The organism is Cellulomonas alba (assembly GCF_030362835.1).
In the GTDB taxonomy this organism is placed as follows: domain Bacteria; phylum Actinomycetota; class Actinomycetes; order Actinomycetales; family Cellulomonadaceae; genus Cellulomonas; species Cellulomonas alba.
Map to the genome: position 1 here is coordinate 1 of NZ_JAUCGQ010000006.1, position 5556 is coordinate 5556.

Annotated in this window: 3 rRNA genes; all 3 read left to right on the top strand. The window is 59.0% G+C overall.

The window, feature by feature from the left end:
- Positions 1-232: 232 nt before the first annotated feature.
- The 3 genes from QRT04_RS17160 (at position 233) to rrf (ending at position 5504) form a co-directional block, all read left to right on the top strand.
- Positions 233-1752 (top strand): 16S ribosomal RNA (locus QRT04_RS17160).
- A 453-nt stretch (positions 1753-2205) separates the two neighbouring features.
- Positions 2206-5312: ribosomal RNA gene (locus QRT04_RS17165) — 23S ribosomal RNA — on the top strand.
- A gap of 75 nt (positions 5313-5387) precedes the next feature.
- Positions 5388-5504, top strand: a 5S ribosomal RNA gene (gene rrf / locus QRT04_RS17170).
- Together the 16S, 23S and 5S rRNA genes form the textbook arrangement of a ribosomal RNA operon.
- The last annotated feature ends 52 nt before the right edge of the window (positions 5505-5556 follow it).

A 5556-nucleotide genomic window follows, 5' to 3' on the forward strand; every position in this document is an offset into this window, starting at 1 on the left:
GATGCGCGTCTGTTCCTTGAGAACTCAACAGTGTGCCAAGTAGTCGATGCCAATATGGCTCGCCTGGGTGTTTGCCTGGGTGGGTGTTGGCGTTGATTGACCGGGCTTGTTCGACCCCCGTCGGATGAGTCTGGTTTTTGATGCCGAATCTGATGGCCCTGGCTTTTGTGGTTGGGGTTTCTTTGTTGTGTCGGTTGCCTGCTGGTTTCGGTTGGTGGGTGCCAGGTAGACATTGACGGAGAGTTTGATTCTGGCTCAGGACGAACGCTGGCGGCGTGCTTAACACATGCAAGTCGAACGGTGATGGCCAGCTTGCTGGTCTGATCAGTGGCGAACGGGTGAGTAACACGTGAGCAACCTGCCCTTCACTTCGGGATAAGCCTTGGAAACGGGGTCTAATACCGGATACGACACACCTGCGCATGCGGAGTGTGTGGAAAGTTTTTCGGTGGGGGATGGGCTCGCGGCCTATCAGCTTGTTGGTGGGGTGATGGCCTACCAAGGCGACGACGGGTAGCCGGCCTGAGAGGGCGACCGGCCACACTGGGACTGAGACACGGCCCAGACTCCTACGGGAGGCAGCAGTGGGGAATATTGCACAATGGGCGAAAGCCTGATGCAGCGACGCCGCGTGAGGGATGAAGGCCTTCGGGTTGTAAACCTCTTTCGGCAGGGAAGAAGCGAAAGTGACGGTACCTGCAGAAGAAGCGCCGGCTAACTACGTGCCAGCAGCCGCGGTAATACGTAGGGCGCAAGCGTTGTCCGGAATTATTGGGCGTAAAGAGCTCGTAGGCGGTTTGTCGCGTCTGCTGTGAAATCCTCAGGCTCAACCTGGGGCTTGCAGTGGGTACGGGCAGACTAGAGTGCGGTAGGGGTGACTGGAATTCCTGGTGTAGCGGTGGAATGCGCAGATATCAGGAGGAACACCGATGGCGAAGGCAGGTCACTGGGCCGCAACTGACGCTGAGGAGCGAAAGCATGGGGAGCGAACAGGATTAGATACCCTGGTAGTCCATGCCGTAAACGTTGGGCACTAGGTGTGGGTCCCATTCCACGGGTTCCGTGCCGCAGCAAACGCATTAAGTGCCCCGCCTGGGGAGTACGGCCGCAAGGCTAAAACTCAAAGAAATTGACGGGGGCCCGCACAAGCGGCGGAGCATGCGGATTAATTCGATGCAACGCGAAGAACCTTACCAAGGCTTGACATACACCGGAAAAGTGCAGAGATGTGCTCCCCGTAAGGTCGGTGTACAGGTGGTGCATGGTTGTCGTCAGCTCGTGTCGTGAGATGTTGGGTTAAGTCCCGCAACGAGCGCAACCCTCGTCCCATGTTGCCAGCGGGTTATGCCGGGGACTCATGGGAGACTGCCGGGGTCAACTCGGAGGAAGGTGGGGATGACGTCAAATCATCATGCCCCTTATGTCTTGGGCTTCACGCATGCTACAATGGCCGGTACAAAGGGCTGCGATACCGTAAGGTGGAGCGAATCCCAAAAAGCCGGTCTCAGTTCGGATTGGGGTCTGCAACTCGACCCCATGAAGTCGGAGTCGCTAGTAATCGCAGATCAGCAACGCTGCGGTGAATACGTTCCCGGGCCTTGTACACACCGCCCGTCAAGTCACGAAAGTCGGTAACACCCGAAGCCGGTGGCCTAACCCTTGTGGGGGGAGCCGTCGAAGGTGGGACTGGCGATTGGGACTAAGTCGTAACAAGGTAGCCGTACCGGAAGGTGCGGCTGGATCACCTCCTTTCTAAGGAGCATCTGGCGCCGCAGCGCACCTGTCATGGGTGGTTGGTGGCGTCCAGGCCCACGCCCTGGCCGGATGAGCTGGGGGTGGTGCTCGAGGGTGGAACATCGACTATGGCCGGCCTGGTGGTCGGTGGGCTCTTAGTACGCCTGCAGCTTGCTGTGGGGAGGGAACGGAGGTCTGCCGGTGATCGGGTGGGCTTGGCACGCTGTTGGGTCCTGAGGGAACAGCCGGAAGGTTGTTGTGCCTCGGGGTCGCGCCTCACCGGGTTTCGCTTGCGAGCGGGCGTGGTGGTGGTGGGACTGCGGACCGCACGGGTTCGGATGAACCGCTCGCCCAGCTGCTTCCCCTGTCGGGGGTGGCGGCTGGTGGGGGTAGGCGCCGGGCTGGGTGTGGATCCCGGTCGTTGGTTGAGAACTGCACAGTGGACGCGAGCATCTTTGAAATAGTCTTTGTGGTCAAGTTTATAAGGGCACAGGGTGGATGCCTTGGCACCAGGAGCCGAAGAAGGACGTGGCAGTCTGCGAAAAGCCTCGGGGAGTTGACAAGCGAACCGTGATCCGAGGATGTCCGAATGGGGAAACCCCGTACCAGTCATGTGGTACGACCCTCACCTGAATATATAGGGTGAGTGGAGGGAACGCCGGGAAGTGAAACATCTCAGTACCGGCAGGAAGAGATATTCCGTGAGTAGTGGCGAGCGAAAGCGGATCAGGCCAAACCGTGTGCGTGTGAAAGCCGGCAGGCGTTGCGCACTCGGGGTTGTGGGACCCGCCAGCTGATACTGCCGTGTCAGCAGGGAGTCAGAAAGTCGTGTCATAGTCGAAGGGCATTGAAAGGCCCGGCACAGAGGGTGGTACCCCCGTAGACGAAATGACGCGGCCTCCCGTGCGGTGTTCCCAAGTAGCTCCGGGCCCGAGAAACCTGGAGTGAATCTGCACAGACCACTGTGTAAGCCTAAATACTACCTGGTGACCGATAGCGGACAAGTACCGTGAGGGAAAGGTGAAAAGTACCCCGGGAGGGGAGTGAAATAGTACCTGAAACCGTGTGCCTACAATCCGTCGGAGCCTCCCTAGCTGGGGTGACGGCGTGCCTTTTGAAGAATGAGCCTGCGAGTTAGTGGTACGTGGCGAGGTTAACCCGTGTGGGGGAGCCGTAGCGAAAGCGAGTCCGAATAGGGCGATTCAGTCGCGTGCTCTAGACCCGAAGCGGAGTGATCTAGCCATGGGCAGGGTGAAGCGCGGGTAAGACCGCGTGGAGGCCCGAACCCACCAGGGTTGAAAACCTGGGGGATGACCTGTGGTTAGGGGTGAAAGGCCAATCAAACTCCGTGATAGCTGGTTCTCCCCGAAATGCATTTAGGTGCAGCGTCACGTGTTTCTTGCCGGAGGTAGAGCTACTGGATAGCCGATGGGCCCCACCAGGTTACTGACGTTAGCCAAACTCCGAATGCCGGTAAGCCAGAGCGTGGCAGTGAGACTGCGGGGGATAAGCTCCGTAGTCGAGAGGGAAACAGCCCAGACCACCAGCTAAGGCCCCTAAGCGTGTGCTAAGTGGGAAAGGATGTGGAGTTGCACAGACAACCAGGAGGTTGGCTTAGAAGCAGCCACCCTTGAAAGAGTGCGTAATAGCTCACTGGTCAAGTGATTCCGCGCCGACAATGTAGCGGGGCTCAAGCACACCGCCGAAGCTGTGGCATTCACGCGACAACTAAGCCTTCGTGGTTCAGGTGCGTGGATGGGTAGGGGAGCGTCGTGTGGCGGGTGAAGTCGCGGGGTAACCCAGCGGTGGACGCCACACGAGTGAGAATGCAGGCATGAGTAGCGAATGACGGGTGAGAAACCCGTCCGCCGAATGACCAAGGGTTCCAGGGCCAGGTTAATCCGCCCTGGGTAAGTCGGGACCTAAGGCGAGGCCGACAGGCGTAGTCGATGGACAACGGGTTGATATTCCCGTACCGGCGAAGGACCGCCCATACCGAGCCCGGTGATGCTAACCGTCCGAGCCTGCCCACCGTCCCTTCGGGGACACCGGGCAGGGGAGCACGGAACCCGAACCGGTAGTAGGTAAGCGTATTAACAGGGGTGACGCAGGAAGGTAGCCAGGCGTGGCGATGGTTGTCCACGTCCAAGGTCGTAGGGCGAGCTGTAGGCAAATCCGCAGCTCACACAGCCTGAGAGCCGACGGTGACCGCGAACGCGGGAACATGGTGATCCTATGCTGCCTAGAAAAGCCTCGACGCGAGGGACTAGCCGCCCGTACCCCAAACCGACTCAGGTGGTCAGGTAGAGAATACCAAGGCGATCGAGCAAATCGTGGTTAAGGAACTCGGCAAAATGCCCCCGTAACTTCGGGAGAAGGGGGGCCTGAAGCGTGAACCGGCTTGCCCGGGGAGCGTGGAGGGCCGCAGAGACCAGGGAGAAGCGACTGTTTACTAAAAACACAGGTCCGTGCGAAGTCGCAAGACGATGTATACGGACTGACGCCTGCCCGGTGCTGGAAGGTTAAGAGGACGGGTCAGCCGCAAGGCGAAGCTCAGAATTTAAGCCCCAGTAAACGGCGGTGGTAACTATAACCATCCTAAGGTAGCGAAATTCCTTGTCGGGTAAGTTCCGACCTGCACGAATGGCGTAACGACTTCTCCGCTGTCTCAACCGCGAACTCGGCGAAATTGCACTACGAGTAAAGATGCTCGTTACGCGCAGCAGGACGGAAAGACCCCGGGACCTTTACTATAGCTTGGTATTGGTGTTCGGTGCGGCTTGTGTAGGATAGGTGGGAGACTGTGAAGCCGGCACGCCAGTGTCGGTGGAGTCAACGTTGAAATACCACTCTGGTCGCTCTGGACATCTAACCTCGGTCCGTGATCCGGACTAGGGACAGTGCCTGGTGGGTAGTTTAACTGGGGCGGTTGCCTCCCAAAATGTAACGGAGGCGCCCAAAGGTTCCCTCAGCCTGGTTGGCAATCAGGTGGCGAGTGCAAGTGCACAAGGGAGCTTGACTGTGAGACCGACAGGTCGAGCAGGGACGAAAGTCGGGACTAGTGATCCGGCGGTGGCTTGTGGAAGCGCCGTCGCTCAACGGATAAAAGGTACCCCGGGGATAACAGGCTGATCTTGCCCAAGAGTCCATATCGACGGCATGGTTTGGCACCTCGATGTCGGCTCGTCGCATCCTGGGGCTGGAGTAGGTCCCAAGGGTTGGGCTGTTCGCCCATTAAAGCGGTACGCGAGCTGGGTTTAGAACGTCGTGAGACAGTTCGGTCCCTATCCGCTGCGCGCGCAGGAAACTTGAGAAGGGCTGTCCCTAGTACGAGAGGACCGGGACGGACGAACCTCTGGTGTGCCAGTTGTTCCGCCAGGAGCACGGCTGGTTGGCTACGTTCGGAAGGGATAACCGCTGAAAGCATCTAAGCGGGAAGCCTGCTTCAAGATGAGGTTTCCACGGGGCTCGCCCCGAGAGGCTCCCAGCTAGACCACTGGGTAGATAGGCCGGACGTGGAAGACGGGACCAACGACCGTCGCAGCTGACCGGTACTAATCAGCCGACAACTTCACCACAACTATCTTGTGCTACGCGTCCACTGTGCGGTTCCCGAGCAACGAACGGGAACCCGTTTGACAACTCGACAACGTTACGGCGGTCATAGCGAAGGGGAAACGCCCGGTCCCATTCCGAACCCGGAAGCTAAGCCCTTCAGCGCCGATGGTACTGCACCCGCCAGGGTGTGGGAGAGTAGGACGCCGCCGAACACCCTTCAGAAAGAGCCACCCCACACCGGGGTGGCTCTTTCTGTTTCCCCGG